This is a genomic window from uncultured Ralstonia sp. (assembly GCA_913056305.1).
Taxonomy (GTDB): domain Bacteria; phylum Pseudomonadota; class Gammaproteobacteria; order Burkholderiales; family Burkholderiaceae; genus Ralstonia.
The window spans coordinates 1-24,357 of record CAJXMR010000059.1 but is presented as its reverse complement, the minus strand read 5'-3'; the positions used below and the strand labels follow the sequence as shown (position 1 = coordinate 24,357).

Genomic DNA, 24,357 nt, shown 5'->3' with positions numbered 1-24,357 from the left:
CGGCGCAACTGGCGATCGCTCAAAGCTGATTTCGATTCAAGGAGCTGTCATGCAAGTCTTCTGGTTCATCCCCACCCACGGCGACAGCCGCTACCTCGGCACCGCCGAGGGCGCGCGCCAGGTCGATCACGCCTACCTGCAGCAGGTGGCCGTGGCGGCCGACACGCTGGGCTACGAGGGGGTGCTGATCCCCACCGGCCGCTCGTGCGAAGACCCGTGGATCGTCGCCGCCAGCCTGATCCCCGTCACCAAGCGCCTGCGCTTCCTGGTGGCGGTGCGCCCGGGCCTGATGGCGCCGACGCTGGCCGCGCGCATGGCCGCCACGTACGACCGGCTCTCGCAGGGCCGCTTGCTGGTGAATCTCGTCACCGGTGGCGACCCGGCGGAGCTGGCCGGCGACGGCCTGTTCCTCAACCATGCGGAACGCTACGAGGCCTCGGAAGAATTCATCCGCATCTGGCGTGAGACGCTGGCGGCCAGCCACGAGGGCGCGGCGCTGGACTACTCCGGCAAGCACCTGAGCGTGAAGGGTGCCAAGGTGTTGTACCCGCCGGTGCAGCGGCCGCATCCGCCGGTGTATTTCGGTGGGTCATCGGAAGCAGCGCATGAGTTGGCGGCCGAGCAGGTCGATACCTACCTGACCTGGGGCGAACCGCCTGCCGCCGTGGCCGAGAAGATCGCCGACGTGCGCAAGCGTGCCGCCAAGCACGGCCGCACGGTGCGCTTCGGCATCCGTCTGCACGTGATCGTGCGCGAGACGGATGCGGAAGCCTGGCAAGCCGCCGACAAGCTGATCAGCAAGCTGGACGACGACACCGTCGCCCGCGCGCAGGAGGCCTTCAGCAAGATGGATTCCGCCGGCCAGCAGCGCATGGCGGCCCTGCACTCCGGTGGCGCCAAGCGCAGCCGCGCTGACTTGGAAATCAGCCCGAACCTGTGGGCGGGCGTGGGCCTGGTGCGCGGCGGTGCCGGCACGGCGCTGGTGGGCGATCCGCAGACGGTGGCTGCGCGCATGAAGGAGTACGCCGACCTCGGCATCGACACCTTCGTGCTGTCAGGCTATCCGCATCTGGAAGAGTCGTACCGCTTTGCCGAGCTGGTGTTCCCGCTGCTGCCGCGCTCGGTGCGCGACAAGTTGCCGGGCAAGGTGCTGAACGGGCCGTTTGGCGAGGTGATCGCCACCGGCATCGTGCCCAAGGTGGCCGCAAGCTGAGGCAGACATCGAAGGAGCAGGGCAATGGCATCGAAACCGAACACTTTCCTGAAAGCGGCGCGCCAGCGCCTGACGCCGTGGCTCGTGCCGCTGGTGCTGCTGGTGCTGTGGCAGGCCTCGGCCCAATGGGGCTGGCTGTCGAACCGCATCCTGCCGGCGCCGCTGGACGTGGCCAAGGTGGCCTTTGCGCTGGCGCGCTCGGGCGAGCTGTGGACGCACGTGGCCGTGAGCACGTGGCGCGCGCTGCTGGGCTTCGCCATCGGCGGCTCGCTGGGGCTGGCGCTGGGGCTGCTGACCGGCACCTTCCGCACCGCCGAGACGCTGCTCGACACGACCTTGCAGATGGTCCGCAACATCCCGGTGCTGGCGCTGATCCCGCTGGTGATCCTGTGGTTCGGCATCGATGAGTCGGCCAAGCTGTTCCTCGTCTCGCTGGGCGTGTTCTTCCCGATCTACCTGAACACGTATCACGGCATCCGCTCGGTTGATCCGGCGCTGGTGGAGATGGCGCGCAGCTATGGGCTGTCGCGCGCGCAGCTCTATCGCAAGGTGATCCTGCCCGGCGCGCTGCCGCAGATCCTGGTGGGCGTGCGCTTCTCGCTGGGCCTGATGTGGGTGACGCTGATCGTGGCGGAGACGGTCTCCGCGCAATCCGGTATCGGCTACATGACGATGAACGCGCGCGAGTTCCTGCAGACCGATGTGGTGCTGCTCGGCATCCTGCTTTATGCGCTGCTGGGCAAGCTGGCTGACTTGCTGTCGCGGGCGCTGGAACGTTTCTGGCTGCGCTGGCATCCCGGCTATCAGGCCGCCGCTTGAGCTGAATTGGAGAACTGCATGCAAAGCAACGCCACCGAACACGCCGTGCTGGAGCGCGTGGAACACCACGCGAATCACCACGGGACCGCGCTGCACATCGAGCACGTCGTCAAGCGCTATGGCGATCGAGAAGTGCTGCACGGCATCGACCTGGAGATCACGCCGGGCGAGTTTGTCGTCATCGTCGGGCGCAGTGGCTGCGGCAAGAGCACGCTGCTGCGGCTGATTGCCGGGCTGGAGGGCATCGACGACGGCCACCTGCGCCGCGACGGCGAAGCCGAAGACGGCCTGCACGACGATGCGCGTGTGATGTTTCAGGACGCCCGCCTGTTGCCGTGGAAGACCGTGATCGACAACGTTGCGTTGGGGCTGCCGAAGCCACAGCGCGCGCACGCTGCCGAGGTGCTCGCGCAAGTGGGCCTGGCCGAGCGCGCGGGCGAGTGGCCGTCACGCCTGTCGGGCGGGCAGCGCCAGCGCGTGGCCTTGGCGCGCGCTTTGGTGCACCGCCCACGTCTGCTGCTGCTCGACGAGCCGCTGGGCGCGCTCGATGCGCTCACCCGCATCGACATGCAGAACCTGATCGAAGGTCTGTGGCAGCGCCTGGGCTTTACCGCTGTGCTGGTCACGCACGACGTGGCTGAGGCGGTGGCGCTGGCCGACCGCGTGGTGCTGATCGAAGACGGCCGCATCGCGCTCGATGAACGCATCGATTTGCCGCGCCCGCGTCATCGCGGATCGCCCGCGTTTGCGCGGTTGGAGGAGGCGATCCTCAACCGCGTGATGCAGCGCAAGATCGATCCCGAAGCCTTGCCCGATGTGCAAACGCACACGGCGTGGGCATCACCCTGGCGCGGCGTGTCCGCCACCGCGGTGCGCTGGGCCGTGTAAGCCGAAGCAATCTTCTCCCCAAAAATATTCACTGGCGCCGAATTGAACATTCGGCTCTTGTCATCTAAGAAGGAACATCATGAGCATCCAAGCGATTAACGTACGCAACCAATTTCGCGGGCAGATCAAGGAGATCATCCGGGGCGACGTGCTCTCGGAGATCGACGTGGAGACCCCGGCCGGCATCGTCACCTCGGTCATCACCACGCGTTCGGTCGATAGCCTCGGCCTGAAGATCGGCAGCGAAGTGGTGGCGCTGGTGAAGGCGACAGAAGTTTCGATCGCTAAGTTGTGACGGGGGAGGAGGAGGCGACCCAACAGGAGCCCAATCCGATGAGTCTCATGCACACCACCGCACTTGCACAATTTCTCGGCACCTTGCCGAGCGCCCCGGCGCCGGATCGCCAGCTTTGGCGTGACGCCAGCGGGCGTGTCCAGGGCCAGTTCTTCCATAGCTCGCTGACCAGCTTGTTCGAACCGGTCTGGCGCGTAGCCACCGATGGCACGCTGGCCCTCGACGGCCACGAGGCCGTGATGCGAACGTGGACGCGCGACGGCGACGCCGGCTTGAACCCGTGGAAGATGTTCTCGCACGCCGCCGACGATAGCACGCTCGTCGAGCTCGACCGCCTGTGCCGGCTGGTGCATACGCTCAACTACTTTGCCCGCACCGATGCGCGGCGGCTGGTGGTCAACGTGCACGGCCGCCTGCTGGCGGCGGTGGCAGCCGACCACGGCAAGGCCTTCCACCGTGCGGTGACGGCGCTGGGGCTCTCGCCGGAGCAGCTCGTGATCCAGGTGCCGTCCACCGCCAATGACGACCTAGGCCTGCTGCTGTTCGTGGTCGACAACTACCGGCGCAATGGCTTTGCCGTGGCGGTGCAGGCATCCGACCCCGCCGAGGCTGGGGCGCTGATGGTGCATGCGCGGCCGGCCTTCCTGAAGCTCGATGCGCGGCGCGACTGGCAGACACGGCATGTGCTGGGGCTGGCGGAGTCCGCGCGCGAATTGGGCGTCACGCTGGCCCTGCGCCGCTGCGAGCGCCAGCGCGATCTCGACCTCGCCCGCGACGCCGGCATCGCCTATGTGCAGGGCAGCATGCTGCCGGGCGCGGAGTCGGAGGAACCCGCCCCCGCACCCGAGCCCTTGGTCGTGATCCCGACCCGTGCGCCGCAAGCCCAGGCGCCACTGGTGCCGCAGCAGTGGGGCGCCGGGCTCTCGCTGACCGAATAATCCCCTGGATTGAGGACACACGATGGCACGCAGTGCAGCACAACCCGCCGCCGACCGCGACTGGCACTGGCCCGCCGACTTGGCGGTGCTGACCGTGCCCGGATTGCATGGCAGCGGCCCAGGCCATTGGCAAAGCCATTGGGAACACCGCTTTGCCGACTGGCAGCGCGTCGAGCAGGACGATTGGGGCACGCCCGATCTGCGGCAGTGGTCTGCGCGCGTGGGCGAGACCGTGCGCGCCGTGCAGGCCGCGCGCCCTCGCCAAGGCGTGCGTGCCGTGCTCGTTGCGCACAGCTTCGGCTGCCTGGCGTCGCTGCACTGGGCGATGCAGGCGCGCAGTGCGGTGGCCGGCGTGCTGCTGGTGGCACCGGCCGATCCGGACAAGTTTGGCGTGGCGGACCTGCTGCCGCAACGCGCGCTGCCGTTCCCCGCCATCGTTGTCGCCAGCCGCAATGACCCCTGGCTGAGCTATTGCCAGGCCGTGGAGTGGGGCATCCGCTGGGGCGCGGAGATCGTCGACGCGGGCCATGCCGGGCACATCAATGCCGATTCCGGCCTGGGCGACTGGGCGCCTGGCCTCGCCCTGCTGGACCGCCTGATCGGCCGCGCAAGTGCGCCGGAAGCCTCCCGCGATGGCGCCGATTGGCAAGCCCAGTGGGATGTCTTACCCAGCACGCCTTATATCTAAAACGATGATGTACATGCGCAAATATTCGTTTTCTTCATAAGAACCCCTCGCCACAATCGGTTCATCTGCACATCGGCCGCAGCGTTGCGGCCTTTTTATTGGTTGCGCTGATGAGCCTGTCCTCTGCGTTTTCTCCCTCCAAGCGGCGTAAGCCGGCCAACGTGCTCCCGGGCTTCGGGCTGGCGCTGGGCTTCTCGCTGCTGTACCTCGCGCTGATCGTGCTGATCCCGCTGTCGGCGACCGTCCTCAAGACGTTCACCATGACGTGGGACGCGTTCTGGACCACCGTCACCGCGCCGCGCGTGGTCGCCTCGTACAAGCTGACGTTTGGTGCGTCGCTCATCGCGGCGGTCGTGAACCTTGTGTTCGGGCTGATCGTGGCGTGGGTGCTGGTGCGCTATCGGTTTCCGGGCAAGCGGTTGATTGATGCGCTGGTCGATCTTCCATTCGCGCTGCCCACGGCAGTGGCAGGCATCGCGCTGACGGCGCTGTATGCGCCGAATGGCTGGATCGGCTCGCGGCTGGAGCCGCTGGGGCTGAAGGTCGCGTTCACGCCGCTGGGCATCGTGGTGGCACTGACCTTCATCGGGCTGCCGTTCGTGGTGCGCACGGTACAGCCGGTGCTCGAAGACCTCGAAACCGAGCTGGAAGAGGCCGCCGCCAGCCTGGGCGCCACGCGCTGGCAGACCTTCACGCGCGTGATCCTGCCGACCCTGCTGCCGGCGCTGCTGACCGGTTTCGCGCTGGCCTTCGCGCGCGCCACGGGCGAGTACGGCTCGGTCATCTTTATCGCCGGCAACATGCCGATGATCTCCGAGATCACGCCGCTGATGATCTATTCCAAGCTGGAGCAGTTCGATTACGCGGGCGCTACGGCGATTGCGGTGGTGATGCTGGCGATCTCGTTCTCGCTGCTGCTGGTGATCAATCTGCTGCAGGCCTGGACGCGCCGCCGCGGCAGCCGCAGCGATGCGCTGGAGCGCGCCCCCGAAACCTTGGCCGCTGTGGGGGCCTCCCATTCTGCAGCGGCAGGAGCCTGACATGGCCGGTACCGTTTCCCGTCAACTCGGTCACGCTCCGGCCACTGGCCGACGCGGCGCCACGGCGGAATCCGCCTGGGTGCGCGCGACGCTGATCCTCGTGTCGTTCCTGTTCCTCGCACTGTTCCTGTTCGTGCCGCTGGCGAGTGTGTTCTACGAGGCGTTCAAGAAGGGCGTGGACGTCTACCTGGAAGCGCTGATCGAGCCCGATGCGCTGTCCGCAATTTATCTGACGCTGACCGTCGCGGTGATTGCCGTGCCGTTGAACGTCGTGTTCGGTGTGGCGGCCGCGTGGGCCATCGCCAAGTTCGAGTTCCGTGGCAAAAACCTGCTGCTGACGCTGATCGATCTGCCGTTCTCGGTGTCGCCGGTCATCGCGGGGCTGATCTACGTGCTGCTGTTCGGCGCGCAGGGGTGGTTCGGCCCCTATCTGTCTGACCACGACTTCAAGGTCATCTTTGCCGTGCCGGGCATCGTGCTGGCGACGGTGTTCGTCACCTTCCCGTTCGTGGCGCGCGAGCTGATCCCGCTGATGCAGGCGCAGGGCAGTGAAGAGGAGGAGGCCGCCATCGTGCTGGGCGCGTCGGGTTGGCAGACCTTCTTCCGCGTGACGCTGCCGAACATCAAGTGGGGCCTGCTGTATGGCGTGATCCTGTGCAATGCGCGGGCGATGGGCGAGTTCGGTGCGGTGTCGGTGGTGTCGGGCCATATCCGTGGGCTGACCAACACGATGCCGCTGCACGTCGAGATCCTCTACAACGAATACAACTTCGCGGCCGCGTTTGCCGTGGCCTCGCTGCTGACGCTGCTGGCGCTCGTGACGCTGGGCCTCAAGACGCTGGTCGAATGGCGCAGCCGCCGCGAGCTGGCCGATGCGGATGCCGGCGTGGGCGAGGGTCCGGGCCAGCGCATCACGCAATCGCCATCACAGTCGATTTCGCATCCGCACGTCTCCGTGCAATCTCCGCTCGAAGGGAGCGCCGCATGAGCATCCAGGTTCAACACGTCACCAAACGCTTTGGCAATTTTGTCGCGCTCAACGACGTCTCGCTCGACTTCAAGCAGGGTGAACTGACCGCGCTGCTGGGCCCGTCGGGCTGTGGCAAGACCACGCTGCTGCGCATCATCGCCGGGCTGGAGCACGCGGATTCGGGCAGCATCCACCTCAACGGCGAGGATGCCTCCGACCAGCACGTGCGCGAGCGCCAGGTCGGCTTCGTGTTCCAGCACTACGCGCTGTTCAAGCACATGACGGTGTTCGAGAACGTGGCCTTCGGCCTGCGCGTGAAGCCGCGCGCGCAGCGCCCGAGCGAAGCGCAGATCCGCGCCAAGGTGAAGGACCTGCTGGAACTCGTGCAGCTCGACTGGCTGGCCGATCGCTACCCGCCGCAACTGTCGGGCGGGCAGCGCCAGCGCATCGCCCTGGCGCGCGCGCTGGCGGTGGAGCCGCGTGTGCTGCTGCTCGACGAGCCATTCGGCGCGCTCGATGCCAAGGTGCGCAAGGAGCTGCGCCGCTGGCTGCGCCGCCTGCACGACGATCTGCACGTCACCAGCCTGTTTGTCACGCATGACCAGGAAGAGGCGCTGGAAGTGGCCGACAACGTGGTGCTGATGAACCGCGGCCAAGTGGAGCAGGTCGGCAGCCCCGACGCCGTCTACAACACGCCGGCCACGCCGTTCGTCTATGGCTTCCTCGGCAACGTCAACCTGTTCCACGGGCGCCTGGAAGAAGGCGAGGGTGGCAGCGTGCTGCACGTGGGCGATTCAGCCATCACCGTGCCGTCGGGTGGTGTGGATTCGTCGCGCGCTGACCAAGCCGTGGCCTTCGTGCGCCCGCACGAGATCGACCTGGAGCGCTACGCGCCGGGTGCCGAGGGCATCCCGGTGACATTGCGCCGCGCGCTCACGCTGGGCGCCGTCGCGCAACTGGAGCTGGAGCGCGAAGACACCGACGACATCATCGAAGTCTCCCTGCCCATCGAGCGCTTCCGCGCCGAGGGCTTCCGTGAAGGCGAAACACTGGTGGTGCGTCCGCGCGCCATCCGCGTGTTCGCGCAAGGCGCGCAGCCGGCCGTTGCGCAGGCCGCCGCATAAGGCCGCTCCCACGACAATTATTCGAGAGGACACGAGCATGAACTTCCAGCAACTGCGTTCCATCCGCGAGGCGGTGCGCCGCCAGTTCAACCTGACCGAAGTCGCCAACGCGTTGTACACCTCGCAGCCGGGGGTGTCGCGACAGATCCGCGAGCTGGAGGATGAGCTGGGCGTGGAGATCTTCGAGCGCTACGGCAAGCGCCTGACCGGCCTGACCGAGCCCGGCCGCGAGATCGTGCGCATCGTCGAGCGCCTGCTGCTCGAAGCCGAGAACCTGCGCCAGGCCGGCGAAGAGTTCTCCGGCCGCCAGTCCGGCCGCCTGACCGTGGCGACCACGCACACGCAGGCGCGCTATGCGCTGCCCAAGGTGGTGCAGTCGTTCCGCAAGGAATATCCGCACGTCACGCTGGCGCTGCAGGAGGCGTCGCCCTCGCATATCGTCGAACTGCTGCTCACGGGCCAGGCCGATATCGGCATTGCCACCGAAGCCGTGGCCAACGAACCCGGTCTGACTTCCTTCGAGGCCTACCGCTGGCGCCACGTGCTGGTCGTGAGCCCTGATCATCCGCTGACCAAGAACCCGCTGCCTACGCTCGAAGACGTGGCGCAGTACCCGCTCATCACCTATGACGCCGGCTTCACGGGACGCCGCAATATCGACGCCGCGTTTGCCAGCGCCGGCCTGCAGCCCGAGATCGTGCTGACCGCCATGGATGCGGACGTCATCAAGACCTATGTGGCGCTGGACGTGGGCGTGGGCATCATCGCGTCGATGGCTTACGACGGGCGCAAGGACGACAATCTCGTCTGCATCGGCGCCGACCACCTGTTCGAGCCCAACACCACGCGCGTAGCGGTGCGACGTGGCGCTTATCTGCGCGCCTATGCGCACGACTTCATCGGTATGTTTGCGCCGCATCTGTCGCGCGAGACGGTGGCGGAGGCGGTGGCTTCTACGGTGGTGGCGCAGGGGACGCGGGAGGTGTTGGCGGCTTGATCCTGTTGCGGAAAGGCTGGTGCTGCGGCATCGTTTGCTGACAAAATCGTGCCTTCCCGCGGAGACCAACATGCGTGCCACGCTCGTTCTTGATGACGATTTGATCGCCAAGGCCCAGGCTCTTACCGGGCTTCAGGAAAAGTCCGCGCTGGTCTGTGAAGCATTGACTGCGCTGATCGAGCGCGAATGCGCGCGCCGCTTGGCCCGCCTCGGTGGTACGGAGCCCCATCTGGTTGTGACGCCGCGTCGGCGGAACCCGGCATGATTGGTGAGCCGAGTTCAAAATCGAACGACTGCACTCGCCCAAAGCACCGATCGATGCTGCTTGCCGAGAAGCGGATCACTGCCGCGGCGAATTGCATAGCTCAGGTTGACCGAAGCCCGATTGTGGATCGACAACTGCAGTCCAAAGCCGTAGCCATCCATCGACACGGCGTTCGCTCCACGACGCACGAACTTCTGCACCGTGGCTCGTGCCCGGTCGTAGAACACCAGCGCGGTGACACCCTTCAGCTTGGGCACGGACATGTTCAGCGCGAGCGACGCGACATACCCGCTATCTGCGCTCGCCGTATCGTTGCTATAGGCACGCACGGCGTTGGGGCCGCCGAGCACCATCTTTTCAGCGCCGTCGAGATTGCGCGACGCTTGCTGCGCATTGATGGATAGATCCAGGTGGAGACCGCGCCCGAGCCCTTGCTGGAGCTTGGCGTATTGCATCGCCTTGAGGAATCGGCCGCGTGTTTGCGCGCCATTCCAGTCAGCGTCATTGTGTAAGTCACCACGGCTCACGCCGATCTGGTACTGCAGCACATTCGGCAGCCCCGCGAGCTGGCTGCGTCCGTCGCCGGCGAGCTGCACGGCCAGGGCAGGAGCCGAGCGTCGGTTGGGCGAGTCGAGCAGCGAGTCGCTCATCCGCTTGTAGTCCAGATTTCCATTGAGATCGAGGTTGTACGACTGCGCGCGTGCGAGCGGGTAGCTGCCGTAGAGGCTGTACACGGTCGCGTAGCCTTCGCCCAGGTCTTGATACAGGCCGCCCAGTGTGTAGTCGACACGCGAAACCGACAGACCCAGCCGCGCGCCGCGCGCCCCGATCGGCCTGTCATACGACACACGTCCGATCAGGGTTTGGCCGCCATCGCTGTCGTGGTTGAGCTGGAGAGCGTCGGGCGCGCCGTAGAACACGGCTTGCAGCCGGTCGCCGAAACCGAGCGGGCTGTTGATGCCGACTTGCGCGCCTGCCCGGTTGCGCCCGCTGAGGCGGGAGCCTGCGTTGTCCGTCACGAGCACCCCCTCGATGCGCGGGCCGGCCTCCGCGTCTACCGACAGTACGGTTCCACCCGGGGTCTTCCCAGGGGAAAGCGTGGAGTTGATCGCACCAAGACCCGGCAGATCCGACATGCGCGTCAGCTGGTCTTGCGCGGCATGGATATCACCGGAGGGTGTCACGCCGCGATCCAGATACGCTTGCAGCGCAGAGGTGTGCACGAGCGAGCGATTGTGTTGCAGCTCGATTGCTTCGACCCGGCCACGCAGGATGTTCAGCCGCACGACGCCGTCGACCATGTCCTGCGGTGGCACGTACGCGTAGGAGATGCTCTCACCGTTGTCGAGCAGCACCTCCGTCACTTGAATCGCGACGTTGCGCACGTCGGTCAACGTCATCTCGCGATCGCGATAGGGCGTGACGACGGCAGCCACTTGCGCTTGCAACGACTTGGGCACGTTGTCGACCTCGATACGGGTGACATGCACACGCGCTTCGTTGTCCGTCGGGGTGCCAGCAGGTGCAGGTCGGTTGCCTTGCAGTTTCTGCTCTTCGGTGCCGTGTGGCTCGGCCGGCGCGCTCAGTATCGGATTGTTTCGCAGGAGCGAGCCGCTAGACGGCAATCCGACGGATCTTGACGTTGTGTTCTGAGGGGCGCCTTGTGCGCCAGCGCATGGACTGCCCATGGCGGCAAGCACAAGCGCGCCAAGCGAGAGGAGTTTCGGGGGTTGCATGATCAAGCCCTACATCGCGCTGGACGTGGGCGTCGGCATCATCGCTGCGATGGCCTGTGACGGAGGCGCGCCCGGAGGTGTTGGCAGCTTGAGTGCGGTGCTGCACCGGGCGCGCGCGATTGCGATGCGGCTAGCTATCCGTATCTTTCCTCGTGACGTTGGCACCCTTGAGCGTGACGTCGCCAAGCGCCTCCACGAATTCGACATGGAGATTGTTCGCCGCCGAGACCTCGATATTCCCGCCGCTGGTCACGTGCGTCATCCGGATGTCGTTCAGGCCGTGAATACGCAGATTGTCGGCGGCGTATACCTGGACGAGGTTGGCGTTGCCGGCGAGTGTCATGTCGGCAGAATCGACGTTCATGATCAGGCGGCCAAGCGTTGTTTGACCGCGCGTGAAATCAACGTTGCCGCCGGAAATGCGCCCGGTATTGGCTTGCAACAACGCGCGGTCGGTCGTGATGGCTTGCCGCGTAAACGCCGCTTTCAATACGTCGGCCGTGGCCGCGCCGTCGAACGTCCCGCGATGGCCGTGAGCGTAGAGCCAGCCCCTGGCCGTGGCTGCGCCGCCGATCGTGACCTCACCGTTCCCCGCGCTTTGGATGTTGATGTCGCCCGCGTTGCCGGGGGCGTTCGATTGTCGAGCGGTCAAGCTCGAAGCCTCCAGCACACCGGTGTTGTTGATCACGCTGCGGGTGAGCGTATCGCGCGCCCATGCGGTAAGCAGGATGTTGCCGTCTTGCGTGGCGATCAGGCCCCCGTTGTTGACGAGCGCCTTGAGGCTTCCCTTGCTCAACTCGGCTTGCAGGTGGGGGCCGTTGAACGCGAGGCGAATGTTGTCGGCGGCGGCAAGAACGACATCACCGTTCGCTGACGTGATCGAGCCCGTATTCACCACCATCTTCGAGCCGATCAATGCGACCGATTCGGTCGCGTTGATTTCCCCCGCGTTGATGACATCACCCTTTCCACCACCCGTGAACTTCAGCCGATCGGCCTTGAAGTTCTTGTCAGTGATATTGAGTGACGACGCGATCAGGCTGGCGACGTTGATCTTCGCGCTATTGCCGATCAGTACGCCATTCGGATTGACGATGAATACCCGGTCACTGGCGTTCAGCGTGCCGAGGATCAAGGTTGGGTCCGCCAAGCTGATGCGGTTCAGCACGGCAGAGTTGGACGTTGGTTGAACGAAATTCAGCGTGTCGCTGTTGCCTACGTTCATGTGGTCCCAGTTGACGATGAGCTTGTGGCTTGTCTGGTTGACCGTGGTTGTGTTGCCGCTTTTGTCGATGCTGCCGATGCCGTCGGCGATCGTGCCGGTGCCGACCGCATGGGCATTGGCGGCTATGAACAGCAGGACTGCCGAAAAGGCGGGACGAAGGACGGAAAGTGTCTCGTTTATTTTCATTGATTGATTCCCTTGCGGACGACAACGTTGAGCGTGAACGATGCTCGGGCCGCCGAGCCTTGTTCTCCCGAGCCGTCGAGATTGCGCCTCGCTTGCGGCGCGTCCATCGACGGCGCCGAGTGTAGGGGCCGTGTGGGGTGTATGGCCATCAGGCGAATCTGAATGTTCAAGAAATGGGGGATTGATTTGATCGTTCTCGCACCCTGGGATCAAACTGTCCGTTTCGTTTTGCCGCACGCATTTCCAGATCAGGGAAAGCCACTATTTGACACGGCATTGACCCGTTTCCTACGATGAAACATGAATCAGTTGTCATGTTTTTGGGCGCGCCGTTTGCAGACCGCGAGGTCGGGCGTTTTCTGAGGTGCGGTTAGATGGCTCGGCCGGCCAGACTTGGTCATACGACTGCGCGTCTGCATGACACGCCCGCATCGTCACGTCTTTTTGTTCGCTGTTAGGCCGTGTTTTTTGATGCGTTACCCGGCGAGCGCCGGCGCGCAGGGCTTTGTGTTGCCGTGAAGTTTGAAAAGCAAGACACACCACAAGAGGAGAGAGACACCATGACGTACCAAGCAGGACATCGATGGCAGTGGCTCTGCGCGCTGCTCGCGACACTGATGACCGCGCTGGCGGCCTTTTCCGCGCAGGCAGCCGTCACCGCCGGCCCCGGCGCCTGGAGTAGCCAGCAAACCTGGGCGGCGGACACCGTCAACGGCGGCAACCTGACCGGCTACTTCTACTGGCCGGCCAGCCAACCGACCACGCCCAACGGCAAGCGCGCCCTCGTGTTGGTGCTGCACGGCTGCGTGCAGACCGCTTCCGGCGACGTGATCGACAACGCCAACGGCGCCGGCTTCAACTGGAAGACCATCGCTGAGCAGTACGGCGCCGTCATTCTGGCGCCCAACGCCACCGGCAATCTCTACAGCAACCACTGCTGGGACTACGCGAACACCGCGCCCAGCCGCACGAGCGGGCATGTCGGCGTGCTGCTGGACCTGATCAATCGGTTCGTCACCAACGCGCAATACGCCATCGACCCGAACCAGGTGTACGTGGCCGGACTGTCGTCTGGCGGCGGCATGACCATGGTGCTGGGCTGCATCGCGCCGGACATCTTTGCCGGCATCGGCATCAACGCCGGCCCGCCGCCGGGGACCACCACATCGCAGATCGGCTACGTGCCGTCCGGCTATACCGCGACGACGGCCGCCAACAACTGCAAGGCTTGGGCAGGCTCCAACGCGAGCAAGTTCTCCACGCAGATCGCCGGGGCGGTGTGGGGCACCTCGGACTACACCGTGGCGCAGGCCTATGGCCCGATGGATACAGCAGCCTTCCGCATCATCTACGGCGGCACCTTCACGCAGGGCGCGCAGGTGTCGATCTCGGGCGGTGGCACCAACACGCCGTACACCGACAGCAACGGCAAGCTGCGCACGCACGAGATCTCGGTCTCCGGCATGGCGCACGCCTGGCCGGCCGGCACCGGCGGCGACAACACCAACTACGTCGACGCCACGCACATCAACTACCCGGCCTTCGTGATGGACTACTGGGTCAAGAACAACCTGCGCGCGGGCAGCGGGCCGGTGCAGTCGGGCAGTGCGCCGACCGGCCTGGCCGTCACGGGCACCGCCACGACCACGATCTCGCTGTCGTGGAACGCGGTCACCAACGCCAGCAGCTACAACGTGTACCGCAACGGCACCAAGGTCGGCTCGTCCACCTCCACCACGTACACCGACACCGGCCTGATCGCGGGCACGCGCTACAGCTATACCGTGACGGAGATCGACCCGACGGCAGGGGAGAGCGCGCAATCGAGCGCCGTGTCAGCCACCATGCAATCGAGCTTCAGCTGCACGGCCGTGAACGCCACTAACTACGCCCACGTGCAGGCCGGCCGGGCGCATGACAGCGGCGGCATCGCCTACGCCAATGGCTCGAACCAGAGCATGGGCCTGGACAACGTGTTCTACACGAACACGCTGGCGCAGACGGCGGCCGGGTACTACATCATCGGCAACTGCCCGTAAGCGGGCGCACCCCGGCACCCCGGGGGTCGGACGGCGCCGCCGGATACCTGCTGTTCGATCCCCTCATTTGTGCGTTCATCGCATTGCCATGGCACCTTGTGGGGTGCCATTCCTATACTGCGGACATCCTCGGCTTCACCTGAGATCGCCATGTCCGCCATCCCCTATACCGAATCCGCCGAATCCGCCGAATCCACTGAATCCGAGCGTGCCCTGTTGCGCCGTGCCCGCCACCGTGCCGGCGCGCGCATGGGGTTCCGCATCCACCTCCTGTCGTTCCTGGCCGTGAATGCCGTGCTGGCAGCGATTGCGCTCTCACGCGGGCAGTTCTGGTTCGTCTGGCCGCTGCTGGGCTGGGGGATGGGGCTGGCGGCGCACGGCCTGAGCCTGGCCTGGAGCATGGGCAACGGCTACCAGCGCATGGTCGACCAGGAACTCGCGCGCCTGCAGGCGCAGGTCGGAAAATCGCAAGCGGGCCGCCGCTGATGCGGGAAACCCCACGCTTCAACGCCGGGGAGCCCTCCGGTAAGATCGGCCGCATGTTCGCCAATGTGTCGTTTCCTTCGCTTGCCGAATCCAAACGCATCGCCATGAACTGGCTGCGCAGGTTCGTCAGTGTTGCCGCCGTCAATACGTTGATTGCGGCAGCGCTGTGTTATGGCATCAAGCCGGACGAAACGTTCTGGAACGACTTCGTCTACAGCCAGGCGATCGGCCTGTCGATGTGGCTGTTGATCGACGTGCCACGGCATCTGCTGTGGGGGGACGGCATGCCCAGCAAGAGGATCTTCCCGTGGATCCTGGTGGGCGCTGTGCTGATCGGTGTGCCGTTCGGGCAATGGGTGGCGCGCCTGATCCTCTGCACGGGCAACCAGCCGTGGCGTGCCGACAGCCTGCGCATGAGTTTCATCATCGCCATGCTTGCCGCGCTGGGCGCGACGTATTTCTACTGGTCGCGCGGCAAGCTGGTCGCGCTGCAGCGCCAGGCCGCGCTCGATGCGCTGGAGCGCGAAGAGGCCGAGAAGCAAGTCGTGCGCGCGCAGTTGATGGCGCTGCAGGCGCAGATCGAGCCGCATTTCCTCTTCAACGTGCTGGCCCATGTGGATGTGCTGATCGCGCGCGATCCGGCCAATGCCCGGCGTCTGCTGCAGCATCTGATCGGATTCCTGCGCAACTCGCTGCAGCACGCCCGTGCAGAGCAATGCACGCTGGCGCAGGAGTTTGCGATGCTGCGGGCGTATCTGGACATCCAGGCACTGCGCTTCGGTCAGCGCCTCCAATTCTCGCTGGCGCTGGACGACGCCATCGCCAACATCGTCATCCCGCCGATGCTGATCCAGCCGCTGGTCGAGAACGCCGTCGTGCACGGCATCGAGCCCGCGCGCGAGGGTGGCGAGATCGCGCTCTCGGCCCGCCGCGAAGGCGAGCGCCTCGTGCTGGAGGTGCGCGACACCGGCGCCGGCTTCGGCAACGATGCCGGCTCGGGCAAGGGCACCGGCCTGGGCCTGACGCACGTGCGCGAGCGCCTGTCGCGGCTGTTCGACGGCGATGCGCGGCTGACGATTACCGAGACCATGCCGCACGGCGTGACCGTCACCGTCGAGTTGCCGCTCGCACACGAGACGGCCGACCGTGGCATCCCGGCTGATGCGCCGGAATGGCGCTGCCGCTTCTCCCGCTCCGCTGCCAACCCCGCGCTGCCGACGCGCGCCCCTGCCGGAACCTGACCGATGCCGTCATCTCCCCGCCTGCTGATCGCCGACGACGAACCGGCACTGGCCGATAACCTTATCGACGAACTCGCCGCACTGTGGCCCGAAGCGACGCTACAGCCGGCCGTGCATGACGGGCAATCGGTGCTCGACGTGATCGACGATGCGGCGCCGGGGCAGGGGCCGGACGTGGTTTTCCTGGACATCCGCATGCCGGGGCTGTCGGGCATCGACGTGGCGCGCGAGCTGTCGAACCGCGAGGAGCGCCCGCTGGTGGTGTTCGTCACCGCCTACGACCAGTTCGCGCTGGACGCGTTCGAGCAGGCCGCCGTCGACTACGTGCTCAAGCCCGTGCAGGCCGAGCGCCTGGCCGAGACGGTCAAGCGCCTGAAGGCTCGCCTGGTCACGCGGCCGAACGGCAACGCGGCTGCCGACCCCACGCAGACGCTGGCCGAGCTGGTCGAACGCCTGGCCGGCCTGCAAGGCGCCGCGCAGACGCGCGTGACCCCGAACGGCGGTTACCTGCGCTTCATCAAGGCGCTGGTCGGGCAGGAGGTGCGCTTCATCCCCGTGGAAGACGTGCTGTATCTGGAAGCGACCGACAAGTACGTCAATGTCGTATCTAGCGCGGGCGAATCGCTGATCCGCACCAGCCTGCGCGAGTTGCTCATGCAGCTTGATCCCGAACGCTTCTGGCAAGTGCATCGCGGCACGGTGGTCAACGTAGCGCACGTGTCCAGCGCCGTGCACCTGTCGCTCGGCCGCCTCGCGCTGAAGATGCACGGCCGCACCGAGACGCTGCCGGTGGCGCGGCAGTATGCGCATTTGTTTCGGCAGATGTAGCCCGATTCGGGCGTGTGTGCCCAAGGGCCTTCCGCTATGATCCGTTGTGTCGTCAACGAATCAAGCGCGAGACCCGCCGCCATGGAGACAGCAGTCGTACGCCCCGCGAGCGCCAATCCCACAGCCCGCCACGGCGGCCAGATCCTCGTCGATGCGCTGGTCAATCACGGCGTCGACCTCGCCTTCGGCGTGCCGGGCGAAAGCTACCTCGGCGTGCTCGAAGGCTTCTACCAGCGCCGCGACCGCGCGCGCTTCATCGTCTGCCGGCAGGAGGGCGGCGCGGCCAACATGGCCGACGCCTACGGCAAGCTGACCGGCCGCCCCGGCATCGTCTTCTGCACGCGCGGGCCTGGCGCGACCAACGCCAGCATCGGCGTGCACACCGCGTTCCAGGATTCCACGCCGATGATCCTGTTCATCGGCCAGGTCGGCCGCGACTTCGTCGACCGCGAGGCGTTCCAGGAAATCGACTACCGCCGCATGTTCGGCCAGATGGCCAAATGGGTCGCGCAGATCGACAGCGTGGAGCGCATCCCCGAATACATTGCGCGTGCCTTCCAGACCGCTACCGCCGGCCGACCCGGCCCGGTGGTGCTGGCGCTGCCCGAAGACATGCTCACCCAGGTCGCCACTGTGGCCGACGTACCGCCGATGCCACGCGCGATGGCCTGGCCTGGCCCGCATGACCTGGCGCAACTGAAGACGTTGCTGCAGAACGCGCAGCGTCCGCTGCTGCTGCTGGGCGGCTCGGGCTGGACGCCGCAGGCCGCCGCGCGGATGCAGGCCTTTGCCGAGCGCTGGAACTTGCCCGCCGGCTGCGTGTTCCGCCGGCAAGACCTGTTCGACAACCGCCACCCGAACTACGCCGGCGATGTCGGCATCGCCATCAACCCGAAGCTGGCGGCGCGCGTGCGCGAGGCGGACGTGGTACTCGCCGTTGGCCCGCGCTTGGGGGAGATGACGACCTCCGGCTACACGCTGTTCGACGTGCCGCGCCCGAAACAGACGCTGATCCACGTGCATGCGGGTGCGGAAGAACTGGGGCGCGTGTACCAGGCGGATCTGATGATCCACGCGTCGATGCCCGCGATGGCCGAGGCGCTGGAAGGTGTCTCGCCCGACGTACCGCCGAGATGGTCGGACTGGACCGAAGCCGCGCACGCCGACTACCTCGCCAACATCGCCCCACCGCCGTTCGCAGGCAAGGGCATCGACATGGCCCGCGCCATGCAATGGCTGCGCGAGCGCCTGCCGCACAACAGCATCCTGACCAACGGCGCCGGCAACTACGCCACATGGCTGCACCGCTTCTATCAGTACGGGGCGCTGGCGTCGGGCTCGCGCACGCAACTGGCGCCGACCAGCGGGGCAATGGGCTACGGCGCCCCGGCGGCGGTTGCCGCCAAGATCGTCTGCCCGGACACGCCCGTCATCTGCATGGCGGGCGATGGCTGCTTCCTGATGAACGGGCAGGAGCTGGCGACCGCCATGCAGTACAACGCGCCGGTGATCTTCATCGTCGTCAACAACAGCATGTACGGCACCATCCGCATGCACCAGGAGCGCGAGTACCCCGAGCACGTGAGCGGCACCGAGCTGCGCAACCCGGACTTCGCCGCGCTGGCCCGCGCCTACGGCGCCGAGGGGCACACGGTGCGCTCGCTCGAAGGCTTCCAGTCAGCCGTGGAGACCGCGCTGGCCTCGCCCGTGGCGAGCCTCATCGAAGTGCAGACCGATCCGAACATCATCAGCCCGCGCGCGACCATCGATTCATTGCGCGCGCAGTCGCGTGGCTGATTTCCGCTTTTCATCAACCCGATCAACATCGCCATGACGACAACGCTCACCCCCGTCACCGACCTGTGCGACGCGCACGAAGACAAACTCGCCTTCGGCACCCTGCGCGTACTGGCGCCGGTGTTCCGCAGCTTTGGCAAGCGCGCTGCGTTTGCCGGGCCTGCCGTCACGCTCAAGGTGTTTGAAGACAACGGCCTGGTGCGCTCCACGCTGGAAGGGCAAGGGGCGGGCCGCGTGCTCGTCATCGACGGCGGCGGCTCGCTGCGTTGCGCGCTGGTTGGCGGCAACCTGGGTCAGCTGGCAAAAGACAACGGCTGGGAGGGCATTCTCATCAACGGCTGTGTGCGCGACACGCGCGAGCTGGCCGAGTGCGACATCGGCATCCATGCGCTGGCGGTGCACCCGCGCAAGAGCATCAAGCAGAACGTGGGCCACCGCGACGTGGGCGTGCAGATGCCCGGCGCATTCATCCAGGCCGGCGAGTGGATCTATGCCGATGAAGACGGCGTGCTGGTCTCCAAGGACAAGCTGCATGACTAGCGCCATCCACGTCTTCGTCTATGGCACCTTGCGCGGGGGCGAGGCCAACGACCTGCGCGTGGCCGCCGCCGCGCGTGGCATTCCCGAGCCGGAGTTGATCGGCCACGCCACGCTGCACGGCCGGCTGTACGACTTCGGCGCCTACCCCGGCCTGGTGCTGGACCCAACCGGCACAGCCGTGCGTGGCGATGTGTACCGCATCGATGCGGCGCTGGTGCCGGTGCTCGATGAAATCGAAGAGGTCTATCCCGGTGGGGATGCGCTGTTCCTACGGGAGACGCACGCCATCACGATCGGCGATCGGACGATCGATTGCATCGTCTATCCGGTCAGCCCCAAACACATTGCAGGACGGCCTGTTATCACAGGCGGGGATTGGGTCGCGCACCGCTTGGCGCGCGGCTGATCGCGCTTTTCGATCGCTTAGAACGCCGCACCCGAGGCGTTTTTTTTTGCCTGCGTTTCAGGGCGATGACAGTCCGCCCTGAATTTCATAATGCGGAAAGCTTTTTTGATCCACAAAAATTGCCCGTCGCACGGCACCATCGGCATCTTTCATGATGGGGAAAATATTCCCGTATCGTGAAATATTGATCGCAAGCTATTGAAAATAAAAGAATAAAAACTTGCGTTCGAGGCGAGGTTCTTCTTGTTGCGCTGCACCTGCCCTCCCTACACTCTTATATAAGACATAGGACTTGAGCCACCCGGCGGCGCCCCAAGAAGGCGCATCCGGCTCAAGGCGCAGAGTGAGATTTCCCAGGTTTTGTTTGATGGATGCGATCAAGAAGGAGAGTGTGATGTCGCGCGAACTCGAAATTCAGAAGCTGCAGAAGGAATGGGACACCAACCCGCGTTGGAAGGGCATCAAGCGCGGCTACACCGCTGAAGACGTGGTGCGCCTGCGCGGCTCGCTGCAGATCGAGCACACGCTGGCCAAGCGCGGTGCCGAGAAGCTGTGGTCCCTGATCAACAACGAGCCGTTCGTCAACGCGCTGGGCGCACTGACGGGTAACCAGGCCATGCAGCAGGTCAAGGCTGGTCTGAAGGCGATCTACCTGTCGGGCTGGCAAGTTGCGGGCGACGCCAACAGCAACGGCGAAATGTATCCGGACCAGTCGCTGTACTCGGTGGACTCGGTGCCAAAGGTCGTGAAGAAGATCAACAACACGTTCCAGCGTGCTGACCAGATCCAGTGGTCGGAAGGCAAGGATGACATCGACTTCTTCGCCCCGATCGTGGCGGACGCTGAAGCCGGTTTCGGCGGCGTGCTGAACGCGTTCGAGCTGATGAAGGCCATGATCGAAGCCGGCGCTTCGGGCGTGCACTTTGAAGACCAACTGGCTGCCGTGAAGAAGTGCGGCCACATGGGCGGCAAGGTGCTGGTGCCGACGCGTGAAGCCGTGAGCAAGCTGGTGGCTGCTCGCCTGGCTGCCGACGTGATGGGCGTGCCGACCGTGCTGATCGCCCGTACCGACGCCGAAGCCGCAGACCTGCTGACCGCCGACGTGGACGAGAACGACAAGCCGTTCTGCACCGGCGAGCGCACGGTGGAAGGCTTCTACCGCACCAAGCCGGGCCTGGAGCAAGCCATCTCGCGCGGCTTGGCCTACGCAGAAGTGGCAGACCTGGTGTGGTGCGAAACCGGCAAGCCGGATCTGGAATACGCCAAGAAGTTTGCGCAAGCCATCCACGCCAAGTTCCCGGGCAAGATGCTGGCCTACAACTGCTCGCCGTCGTTCAACTGGAAGAAGAACCTGGACGACGCCACCATTGCCAAGTTCCAGAAGGAACTCGGCGCGATGGGCTACAAGTTCCAGTTCATCACGCTGGCCGGCTTCCACGCACTGAACTACTCGATGTTCAACCTGGCGCACGGCTATGCCCGCAACCAGATGAGCGCCTTCGTCGAGCTGCAAGAGGCGGAGTTCAAGGCTGCTGAAAAGGGCTTCACGGCCGTGAAGCACCAGCGCGAAGTCGGCACGGGCTACTTCGACGCCGTGACGCAGACCATCGAGCGTGACGCGTCCACCACGGCGCTGAAGGGTTCGACGGAAGACGAACAGTTTTTCGAAGAAAAGGCGGAAGCCAAGAAGGTTGCTTGAGGTTGCCGACGCATCCGGCATCCAGGAAACCTGGGCGGGTGCACTGACCATGCACCTGCCACTCGAAACCGCGTCCCGTGAGTGACGCGGTTTTTTTATGGGCGCGACGTTAGGTCAGGGCAAACGGCGCGAGCATCCCCGTGTAGGGTTTGGGCAGCGGCCGAGCCCAGTCGCCGTGCTTGCTAGTCGACAGGCGCATGCCAACCAGCGCCTCGACCAGCTTGACCGCCGCCACCACGCCATCGATGACGGGCACGCCGAGTTCGGCGCTCAGGTCTTCGCACAAGTCCGCCATGCCGGCGCAGCCGAGCACGATGCAGTCGCTGCGGTCCTGTTCCAGCGCATCGCGGCAGGCTTGCAGGATGATCGCGCGCGCATTCGAACCGGGCTTCTCCAGATCGAGCACCGGCAGGTCGCTGGCGTGGACGTTGCGGCAGGCGTGCCGCATGCCGTAGCGCTCGGCCAGGTGCCAGGCCATGCCACAGGTGCGCTCCAGCGTCGTCACCACGCTGAAGCTGTTGCCGATCAGGCTGGCCATGTGCATGGCCGCTTCGGCGATGCCGATGACGGGGCCGTGCGCCAGCTCGCGTGCGGCGTAGAGGCCCGGGTCGCCAAAGCAGGCGATGACGTAGGCATCGGCGCCGTCGCGCTCGCCGTGGCGGATCTCATCCAGGATGCCGGGCACCGAGAGGGCTTCGTCGTAGTGGCTCTCGATCGAGGCGGGGCCCATCTGCGGGCTGACGGCCGTGACGTGCGTGCCGGGTGCGGCCGCGGCTTGCGCGCAACGGCCGATCAGCGCGGTCATGCTCGTGGTCGTGTTGGGATTGATGATGCGGATGTCCATGGTCGTCAGTGTCGATTCAATGGGTGAGGGAGGCTTGCTGGCGGCGCATCAGCACGGGGTAGAGCACCAGTCCGATGCCCATGCCGATGAACCAGCTGTAGTTGCCGAGCCATTGCAGGCTGGGGATGACCACGCATGCGATCGGGGCGAGCGCGGACGGGATCATGGTCCACACGGCGGCCGGGTTATAGCCTTTGCTGTACCAGTAGCGGCCGGTGGGGCGCAGCGTGTAGAGCTCGTCGACGTCCACGTGCTGGCGGCGCACGAAGTAGTAGTCGGCTATGAGGATGCCGAACAGCGGGCCGATGAAGGCGCCCAGCACGTCGATCGTGTAGTGGATCACCTCGGGGTTGTTGTAGAGGTTCCAGGGCGTGATGAAGATCGACGCCACCGCGGCGATCATGCCGCCCGTGCGCCAGCTGATGTGCTGCGGCGACACGTTGGAGAAGTCGAACGCCGGCGAGACGAAGTTGGCGACGATGTTGATGCCGATGGTGGCGATCGTGAACGTGAGCGCGCCGATGACCACGGCCGTCGCGTTATCGATGCGCGACAGGATGTCGATCGGATTGGTCAGCAGTTGGTGGAACACCGGCAGCGTGCACGACGTGATGACGACCGTCAGCAGCGAGAAGCCCAGGAAGTTGACCGGCAGGCCCCAGAAGTTGCCGCGCCTGACCGCCTTGAAATCCTTGCCGTAGCGGGAGAAGTCGCCAAAGTTCAGCATCGGGCCGGAGAAGTACGACACCACCAGCGCGATCGCCGTCAGCATCACGGGCACCGCATCCCAGCCGGTGTACTTTAGGAAGCTGAGCGTGAAGTTGACGTTCTCCCAGCCGGCCTTGTAGACCAGCCACACGGCCAGCGTGATCATCACCAGGTAGACCGCCGGGCCCGCCCAGTCGATGAACTTGCGGATTGACTCCATGCCGTGCCAGAACACCAGGGCCTGCAGCACCCACATCAGCATGAACGCCGCCCAGCCCAGCGTCGACAGGCCGGCAAAGCCGTGCTGCGTGACATCCGCATAAGGAGCGAGCTGCGGCGCAAACTTTAGCGCCAGGATCAGGAACGCCGACGACGCGAGGTAGGTCTGGATGCCGTACCACGCCACCGCAATCAGCCCACGGATGATGGCCGGAATGTTGGCACCGAGCACGCCAAACGAGGCGCGGCAGATGACGGGGTAGGGCGTGCCCGTGACCTGGCTGGGTTTGGCGACCAGGTTGCAGAACACCTGCACGATCACGATGCCCACCAGCAACGCGAACAGCACCTGCAGGCTGGACAGCCCCAGCGAGAACAGGCTCGCTGCCGTCAGGTAGCCGCCCACGCTGTGCACGTCCGACATCCAGAACGCGAAGATGTTGTAGGTGCCCCAGGTCTGCTTGCGCAGCGGCGCGAGGTCTTCGTTGGTGAGCCGCGGGTCGTAATGCGGCTTGAGGATGACGTGCGGATGGGAATGTGGCGGATCAACCGCCGGTGCCGCCGAAGCGGTGGAGGTGGTCATGCTGTCTTCTCCTTTGTTGTTGTGCGGGCATGGAGCGCCGTATCTTCATTGTGGAGAAAACTTGCCCAAACAAAGTCTTATTTTGTGTACAAAATATGTGTTCATAATTTTGAGGGCCAAAGCCATAAAAAAAGCCGCCCGGATGGGGCGGCTCTGCGAGGTCGTGGCGTTGTATACCGGCGGCTTATCGATAGACGATCACTGGAATGGCGGTATGCGTGAGCACCTTCTGCGTTTCGCTGCCGAGCAGCAGCCCCGCCAGTCCGCGCCGCCCGTGCGAGGCCATGAAGATGACGTCGCAGCCATGGCGCTCGGCCGCGTCGATGATGCCCATGTAGGGCACGGCAAAGCAGCTCATGTCGGTGTCGCAGTTGATGCCGGCGCCTCGGGCGGCGTCTTCCACGTCCTTGAGCACCACGCGTGCCTGTGCTTCCACCCGCTCCTTGAACGCCTGCGGCGTCTCCACGACGATCTCGGAGAAGGGCGTGTACGGATACTCCTCCAGGCAGGTATACGCGGTCAGGCGCGCGCCGAGCGTCTTGGCAAAGTCGAGCGCGCCCGCCACCGCCTTGCGCGACAGCTC

General features: G+C 65.3%; 24 protein-coding genes. 19 read left to right on the top strand and 5 right to left on the bottom strand.

The window, feature by feature from the left end; all coding sequences use genetic code 11:
• The first annotated feature begins 49 nt into the window (after positions 1–49).
• The 11 genes from ssuD (at position 50) to QZ609_RS12000 (ending at position 9,237) form a co-directional block, all read left to right on the top strand.
• On the top strand, positions 50–1,213 hold the full coding sequence (gene ssuD / locus QZ609_RS12050; RefSeq protein ID WP_295494677.1) for an FMNH2-dependent alkanesulfonate monooxygenase: 1,164 nt from the start codon (positions 50–52) through the stop codon (positions 1,211–1,213).
• A gap of 24 nt (positions 1,214–1,237) precedes the next feature.
• On the top strand, positions 1,238–2,032 hold the full coding sequence (gene ssuC, locus QZ609_RS12045; RefSeq protein ID WP_295494673.1) for an aliphatic sulfonate ABC transporter permease SsuC: 795 nt from the start codon (positions 1,238–1,240) through the stop codon (positions 2,030–2,032).
• A gap of 18 nt (positions 2,033–2,050) precedes the next feature.
• Entirely contained in the window at positions 2,051–2,920 is an 870-nt protein-coding gene (locus tag QZ609_RS12040; RefSeq protein WP_295494671.1) for an ATP-binding cassette domain-containing protein, read from the top strand.
• Positions 2,921–2,999: 79 nt separating this feature from the next.
• On the top strand, positions 3,000–3,215 hold the full coding sequence (locus QZ609_RS12035) for a molybdopterin-binding protein (protein ID WP_004626558.1): 216 nt from the start codon (positions 3,000–3,002) through the stop codon (positions 3,213–3,215).
• Between the two features lie 38 nt (positions 3,216–3,253).
• Positions 3,254–4,153 carry an EAL domain-containing protein gene (locus tag QZ609_RS12030; protein WP_295494659.1) on the top strand — a complete coding sequence of 300 codons (900 nt, stop codon included), beginning with the start codon at positions 3,254–3,256 and terminating at the stop codon, positions 4,151–4,153.
• Positions 4,154–4,175: 22 nt separating this feature from the next.
• Complete coding sequence (locus tag QZ609_RS12025) at positions 4,176–4,841, top strand: alpha/beta hydrolase (RefSeq protein ID WP_295494657.1); 666 nt, start codon at positions 4,176–4,178, stop codon at positions 4,839–4,841.
• A gap of 110 nt (positions 4,842–4,951) precedes the next feature.
• The gene (gene cysT, locus QZ609_RS12020) at positions 4,952–5,881 is read left to right on the top strand and encodes a sulfate ABC transporter permease subunit CysT (RefSeq protein WP_295494655.1); all 930 of its coding nucleotides are present in this window, start codon (positions 4,952–4,954) and stop codon (positions 5,879–5,881) included.
• 1 nt (position 5,882) lies between these two features.
• Positions 5,883–6,869: a sulfate ABC transporter permease subunit CysW gene (gene cysW / locus QZ609_RS12015; protein WP_295494653.1), complete on the top strand. Its 987-nt coding sequence runs from the start codon at positions 5,883–5,885 to the stop codon at positions 6,867–6,869.
• Complete coding sequence (locus QZ609_RS12010; protein WP_295494651.1) at positions 6,866–7,975, top strand: sulfate ABC transporter ATP-binding protein; 1,110 nt, start codon at positions 6,866–6,868, stop codon at positions 7,973–7,975. Before cysW ends, QZ609_RS12010 begins: the two co-directional genes overlap by 4 nt.
• A 37-nt stretch (positions 7,976–8,012) precedes the next feature.
• Positions 8,013–8,972, top strand: a complete 960-nt coding sequence (locus tag QZ609_RS12005; protein ID WP_295494648.1) for a CysB family HTH-type transcriptional regulator — start codon at positions 8,013–8,015, stop codon at positions 8,970–8,972.
• A 70-nt stretch (positions 8,973–9,042) separates the two neighbouring features.
• Positions 9,043–9,237, top strand: coding sequence for a type II toxin-antitoxin system VapB family antitoxin (locus QZ609_RS12000; RefSeq protein WP_295494646.1), 195 nt, complete (start codon positions 9,043–9,045; stop codon positions 9,235–9,237).
• A 14-nt stretch (positions 9,238–9,251) separates the two neighbouring features.
• Here QZ609_RS12000 and QZ609_RS11995 read toward each other — a convergent pair whose 3' ends face one another.
• The gene (locus QZ609_RS11995; RefSeq protein ID WP_295494643.1) at positions 9,252–10,727 is read right to left on the bottom strand and encodes a ShlB/FhaC/HecB family hemolysin secretion/activation protein; all 1,476 of its coding nucleotides are present in this window, start codon (positions 10,725–10,727) and stop codon (positions 9,252–9,254) included.
• A gap of 376 nt (positions 10,728–11,103) precedes the next feature.
• The gene (locus QZ609_RS11990; protein WP_295494640.1) at positions 11,104–12,384 is read right to left on the bottom strand and encodes a filamentous hemagglutinin N-terminal domain-containing protein; all 1,281 of its coding nucleotides are present in this window, start codon (positions 12,382–12,384) and stop codon (positions 11,104–11,106) included.
• 560 nt (positions 12,385–12,944) lie between these two features.
• Here QZ609_RS11990 and QZ609_RS11985 point away from each other — a divergent pair.
• The 8 genes from QZ609_RS11985 to aceA all read left to right on the top strand — a co-directional run bounded on the left by QZ609_RS11985 (position 12,945) and on the right by aceA (position 21,420).
• Positions 12,945–14,423, top strand: a complete 1,479-nt coding sequence (locus tag QZ609_RS11985; RefSeq protein WP_295494638.1) for a PHB depolymerase family esterase — start codon at positions 12,945–12,947, stop codon at positions 14,421–14,423.
• Between the two features lie 150 nt (positions 14,424–14,573).
• Positions 14,574–14,909, top strand: a complete 336-nt coding sequence (locus QZ609_RS11980) for a 2TM domain-containing protein (RefSeq protein WP_295494635.1) — start codon at positions 14,574–14,576, stop codon at positions 14,907–14,909.
• Complete coding sequence (locus QZ609_RS11975; protein WP_295494632.1) at positions 14,909–16,150, top strand: sensor histidine kinase; 1,242 nt, start codon at positions 14,909–14,911, stop codon at positions 16,148–16,150. Before QZ609_RS11980 ends, QZ609_RS11975 begins: the two co-directional genes overlap by 1 nt.
• A gap of 3 nt (positions 16,151–16,153) precedes the next feature.
• Entirely contained in the window at positions 16,154–16,978 is an 825-nt protein-coding gene (locus QZ609_RS11970) for a LytTR family DNA-binding domain-containing protein (protein WP_295494629.1), read from the top strand.
• Positions 16,979–17,059: 81 nt separating this feature from the next.
• Positions 17,060–18,775, top strand: coding sequence for a thiamine pyrophosphate-binding protein (locus tag QZ609_RS11965; protein ID WP_295494626.1), 1,716 nt, complete (start codon positions 17,060–17,062; stop codon positions 18,773–18,775).
• A gap of 33 nt (positions 18,776–18,808) precedes the next feature.
• Positions 18,809–19,315 carry a ribonuclease E activity regulator RraA gene (gene rraA / locus QZ609_RS11960; protein ID WP_295494623.1) on the top strand — a complete coding sequence of 169 codons (507 nt, stop codon included), beginning with the start codon at positions 18,809–18,811 and terminating at the stop codon, positions 19,313–19,315.
• Complete coding sequence (locus QZ609_RS11955) at positions 19,308–19,721, top strand: gamma-glutamylcyclotransferase (RefSeq protein WP_295494621.1); 414 nt, start codon at positions 19,308–19,310, stop codon at positions 19,719–19,721. The genes rraA and QZ609_RS11955 overlap by 8 nt, the downstream gene beginning before the upstream one ends.
• 394 nt (positions 19,722–20,115) lie before the next feature.
• Positions 20,116–21,420 carry an isocitrate lyase gene (aceA, locus tag QZ609_RS11950; RefSeq protein WP_295494618.1) on the top strand — a complete coding sequence of 435 codons (1,305 nt, stop codon included), beginning with the start codon at positions 20,116–20,118 and terminating at the stop codon, positions 21,418–21,420.
• 109 nt (positions 21,421–21,529) lie between these two features.
• Here aceA and QZ609_RS11945 read toward each other — a convergent pair whose 3' ends face one another.
• The 3 genes from QZ609_RS11945 to QZ609_RS11935 all read right to left on the bottom strand — a co-directional run.
• The gene (locus QZ609_RS11945) at positions 21,530–22,264 is read right to left on the bottom strand and encodes an aspartate/glutamate racemase family protein (protein ID WP_295494615.1); all 735 of its coding nucleotides are present in this window, start codon (positions 22,262–22,264) and stop codon (positions 21,530–21,532) included.
• 16 nt (positions 22,265–22,280) lie between these two features.
• The gene (locus QZ609_RS11940) at positions 22,281–23,774 is read right to left on the bottom strand and encodes an NCS1 family nucleobase:cation symporter-1 (RefSeq protein WP_295494612.1); all 1,494 of its coding nucleotides are present in this window, start codon (positions 23,772–23,774) and stop codon (positions 22,281–22,283) included.
• Between the two features lie 184 nt (positions 23,775–23,958).
• Positions 23,959–24,357 (bottom strand): universal stress protein (locus tag QZ609_RS11935; RefSeq protein ID WP_295494609.1); only part of this gene is annotated, 399 nt, incomplete at its 5' end.

Coding starts and splice junctions, on each gene's coding strand:
- ssuD (WP_295494677.1), top strand. CDS start 50: ATGCAAGTCTTCTGGTTCATCCCCACCCACGGCGACAGCCGCTACCTC.
- ssuC (WP_295494673.1), top strand. CDS start 1,238: ATGGCATCGAAACCGAACACTTTCCTGAAAGCGGCGCGCCAGCGCCTG.
- QZ609_RS12040 (WP_295494671.1), top strand. CDS start 2,051: ATGCAAAGCAACGCCACCGAACACGCCGTGCTGGAGCGCGTGGAACAC.
- QZ609_RS12035 (WP_004626558.1), top strand. CDS start 3,000: ATGAGCATCCAAGCGATTAACGTACGCAACCAATTTCGCGGGCAGATC.
- QZ609_RS12030 (WP_295494659.1), top strand. CDS start 3,254: ATGAGTCTCATGCACACCACCGCACTTGCACAATTTCTCGGCACCTTG.
- QZ609_RS12025 (WP_295494657.1), top strand. CDS start 4,176: ATGGCACGCAGTGCAGCACAACCCGCCGCCGACCGCGACTGGCACTGG.
- cysT (WP_295494655.1), top strand. CDS start 4,952: ATGAGCCTGTCCTCTGCGTTTTCTCCCTCCAAGCGGCGTAAGCCGGCC.
- cysW (WP_295494653.1), top strand. CDS start 5,883: ATGGCCGGTACCGTTTCCCGTCAACTCGGTCACGCTCCGGCCACTGGC.
- QZ609_RS12010 (WP_295494651.1), top strand. CDS start 6,866: ATGAGCATCCAGGTTCAACACGTCACCAAACGCTTTGGCAATTTTGTC.
- QZ609_RS12005 (WP_295494648.1), top strand. CDS start 8,013: ATGAACTTCCAGCAACTGCGTTCCATCCGCGAGGCGGTGCGCCGCCAG.
- QZ609_RS12000 (WP_295494646.1), top strand. CDS start 9,043: ATGCGTGCCACGCTCGTTCTTGATGACGATTTGATCGCCAAGGCCCAG.
- QZ609_RS11990 (WP_295494640.1), bottom strand. CDS start 12,384: ATGAAAATAAACGAGACACTTTCCGTCCTTCGTCCCGCCTTTTCGGCA.
- QZ609_RS11985 (WP_295494638.1), top strand. CDS start 12,945: ATGACGTACCAAGCAGGACATCGATGGCAGTGGCTCTGCGCGCTGCTC.
- QZ609_RS11980 (WP_295494635.1), top strand. CDS start 14,574: ATGTCCGCCATCCCCTATACCGAATCCGCCGAATCCGCCGAATCCACT.
- QZ609_RS11975 (WP_295494632.1), top strand. CDS start 14,909: ATGCGGGAAACCCCACGCTTCAACGCCGGGGAGCCCTCCGGTAAGATC.
- QZ609_RS11970 (WP_295494629.1), top strand. CDS start 16,154: ATGCCGTCATCTCCCCGCCTGCTGATCGCCGACGACGAACCGGCACTG.
- QZ609_RS11965 (WP_295494626.1), top strand. CDS start 17,060: ATGGAGACAGCAGTCGTACGCCCCGCGAGCGCCAATCCCACAGCCCGC.
- rraA (WP_295494623.1), top strand. CDS start 18,809: ATGACGACAACGCTCACCCCCGTCACCGACCTGTGCGACGCGCACGAA.
- QZ609_RS11955 (WP_295494621.1), top strand. CDS start 19,308: ATGACTAGCGCCATCCACGTCTTCGTCTATGGCACCTTGCGCGGGGGC.
- aceA (WP_295494618.1), top strand. CDS start 20,116: ATGTCGCGCGAACTCGAAATTCAGAAGCTGCAGAAGGAATGGGACACC.
- QZ609_RS11945 (WP_295494615.1), bottom strand. CDS start 22,264: ATGGACATCCGCATCATCAATCCCAACACGACCACGAGCATGACCGCG.
- QZ609_RS11940 (WP_295494612.1), bottom strand. CDS start 23,774: ATGACCACCTCCACCGCTTCGGCGGCACCGGCGGTTGATCCGCCACAT.